The sequence below is a fragment of the Streptomyces sp. adm13(2018) genome (assembly GCF_008042145.1).
Lineage (GTDB): Bacteria > Actinomycetota > Actinomycetes > Streptomycetales > Streptomycetaceae > Streptomyces.
Window position 1 is genome coordinate 1 of the sequence record NZ_RDBH01000306.1, and the last position, 2,922, is coordinate 2,922.

Annotated in this window: 1 protein-coding gene; it reads right to left on the reverse strand. The window is 73.7% G+C overall.

Annotated elements, in window-relative coordinates; translation table 11 throughout:
• Window positions 1-2,922, reverse strand: a 2,922-nt coding sequence (locus EAO70_RS36920) for a condensation domain-containing protein (RefSeq protein WP_187284212.1), incomplete at both ends; no start/stop codon positions are given.

A 2,922-nucleotide genomic window follows, 5' to 3' on the forward strand; every position in this document is an offset into this window, starting at 1 on the left:
GCGCGGACCTGCGCTCCAGATCCCCGTACGTCAGGGTCAGCGACCCCGTGACGACCGCGGGCGCGTCGGGCGTCTCCGCCGCCCGGGCGAGCACGGCGTCGTGCAGCAGACCGCCGGGCACCGGCCCGTCGGTGGCATTGGCCTCGGCCCGTACCTCCAGGTCGGCGACCGGGGCGAGGGCGGGCCGGGGGCGCCGCCAGGCCGCCGGGTCGCGGGACAGCTCGCGCAGCGTCCGCTGGTAGGCGGCGAACATCGCGTCGATGCAGCCCGCCGGGAACAGCTCCTCGATCACGTCCCAGTTCAGCAGCAGCTCGCCGGCCTCCTCGACCGCCTGGTGGTCGAGCCACACCTGCGGGGTGCGGACCGAACTGCTCACCTGGCGGCCGTTCTCACCGATCCCGGCGAGGTGCCGTACGACTCCGCCGCGCTCGCCGTCCTGCTGTCCCTCCATGTTCACCAGGCTGGTGAAGACGACCGGTGCGGCGGCGCGCATCGACGCGCCGCGGGCCCGGTTCAGCTCCCGGAGCACCTGCACACCGCTGACCTGGCTGTGCTCCATGTCGCTCCACAGCCGGCGCTGGACCTCCGTGGCCCGGGTGGCGAACGCGTCCGTCGCCGCGTCGCGGATTTCCAGCATCAGGGTCGTCGAGAACTGCCCGACGACATCGCCGACCTGCGGGTGCAGCGGCAGCCGGTTGAAGTAGAGCAGGTTCAGACAGAAGTCCGGTGTGGCGCTCCACTCCGCGACGACCTGCGCGTACGCGGTGCACAGGGCCGCCGAGGGGCTGACCCCGGCCGCGGCCGCGTGCTGCTTGAACCGGTCCCAGTCCGCCCGCTCAAGCGTCGCGCCGCGGTGGTTGAACACCGGCCGCTCCAGACTCGACGGACTGACGGCCAGCGGCAGTTGCGGCGCCGGCGGCAGCGTGTCCAGCCGGTCCCGCCAGTAGGCGAGGGCCCGGTCGTACTCGGGTCCCGTCTCCAGGGACCGCGCCTCCCGTACGTAGTCCCGGTAGCGCAGCCGCAGTTCGGGCAGCGACTCGCCGCGGTAGTGCGCGGCCCACTCCTTGAACAGGATCGACGTGCTGAACCCGTCGATGATCAGGGCGTCGAAGCCGGCGTGCAGCCGGATCACCCGGTCGTCGATCCGGGTCACCCGCACGTCGAACAGCGGCCAGCGCGTGGTGTCGAAGACCTGGTGCCGCATCTCCTCGTGCACCGCCAGCAGTTCGGCCTCGCGCTCGGCAGGCTCCAGCGCGGAGGCGTCGGTCTCCCGGATCACATAGCCGGGGACCGTCCGCCGGATGCGCTGCTCGCCGTCGGCGGTGAAGACCGCCCGCAGCATGTCGTGCCGCTCGATCATCGCCCGGAAGGACGCGCCGAGCCGCTCCAGATCCACGTTCTCCAGGTCGATCTCGATCTGGAAGTAGGTGGAGGTGTTGCCGAGTTCGAAGGCGTCACCACGACCCACGAGGTACGCCTGCTGGAGATCGGTCAGACCGAACGGCCGGTACCGCTCGGCGTCCTCCTCCGCGGAGGCGTCCGAACCGCCGGAACCGCCCGCCTCCTGCTCCGTGCTCTCACGGACCGGGGTGTCGGCGCCGAGAGCGGCGAGGACGTCACCGGCGATGTCGTCGGTGCTGCGGCCGTCGAGGAACGCCGACATCGGCAGCAGGACCTCGAACTCCTTGTTCAGCGCGGTCCTGATCTTCATCGCGATCAGCGAGTCGAGGCCGAGCGCCTGGAGCGACTGCCGGGCGTCGAGCCGGGCCGCCGTCGTCCCGAGGGCCCGGGCGACGGTCCGGACCACCAGGGCCCGCACCGCGTCGGGCGACGCGGCGGCCGCCGGGGCCGGGGTCTCGACCGGGGCCGGGGCGGTCACGGCCGCGGCGCGCGTCCGGGCCGTGGACTCCGGGGCGGATGCCCGCTCGGCGGCGGGCGCCTGCCGTGCCGTGGTGGCCGGAGGCGTGACGAGCGGCTCCTCCGCACGGGTCAGTGCGTCGACGAACCGTACGCCGTCTGCCTCGGCGACCAGCCGGCCGTTCGCCGCGACGAGCCGGATACGCGCCCGGGCACCGCCGTCGAACAGTTCGGCGTGACATCGGAGCCCGTCCTGGTGCCCGCCTCGGTCGTAGTGGACGAACCGTTCGAGGCCGGCCGGCACGAGGGCCGGGCCGTCCGCCGGGAAGCAGGCCAGAGCTGTCTGGAACATCGCGTCGACGAGCCCGGGGTGGATCACGTACGGCTCCGTCTCGGCGGGCGAGGCGGGCCGGATCCCGGCGGTGGCCTCGCCCCGGCCGAGCGTGATCCGCTCCACCCAGCGCACGGCGGACCCCAGGTACAGGCCGCGCTGCCAGAGGAGTCGGTACAGCTCCTCACCGGTCAGTTCGCGCCCCGACCCGCCGGCCGCGAGCGCCACCGTCGGCGCGGCGGCGGCACCCGAACGGGCCACGGCCCGCGCATACAGGTGCCAGGCACCGGAGGCGTCCTGCGCGTGGTAGTCGAACCGCTCGCCGTTCACGACGAGTTGCGCCGTCCGCGCGGCACCGGCGGGCGCGAGCGCCAGATCGGCGGGGAGCTCCAGATCCTCGACCGACACCGGACCCGGTCCGGCGAGCTCGGTGACCGCCTCGATCAGCGACTCCACGAACACGCCGGCACTGACCACCGGACGGCCGCCGACCACGGACTCGTCGAGGCAGGGGTGCGCCGACGGGTCGAGCGACGGGGCGAACTGCGCCTCGGCGAGCGGCGACGACGGCAGCCGCGCGCCCAGCAGGCTCCCCGCAGCGGCGGGCGCCACCGGATGCGGGGCACCGGTGCCCACCGCAGGGGCTTCCGGGTGGAGCCAGTAGTGCTGGTGCTGGAAGGGGTAGGGCGGGAGTTCGACGGTGTGGGGCTGGTAGGGGTGGAGGAGGGTGGTCC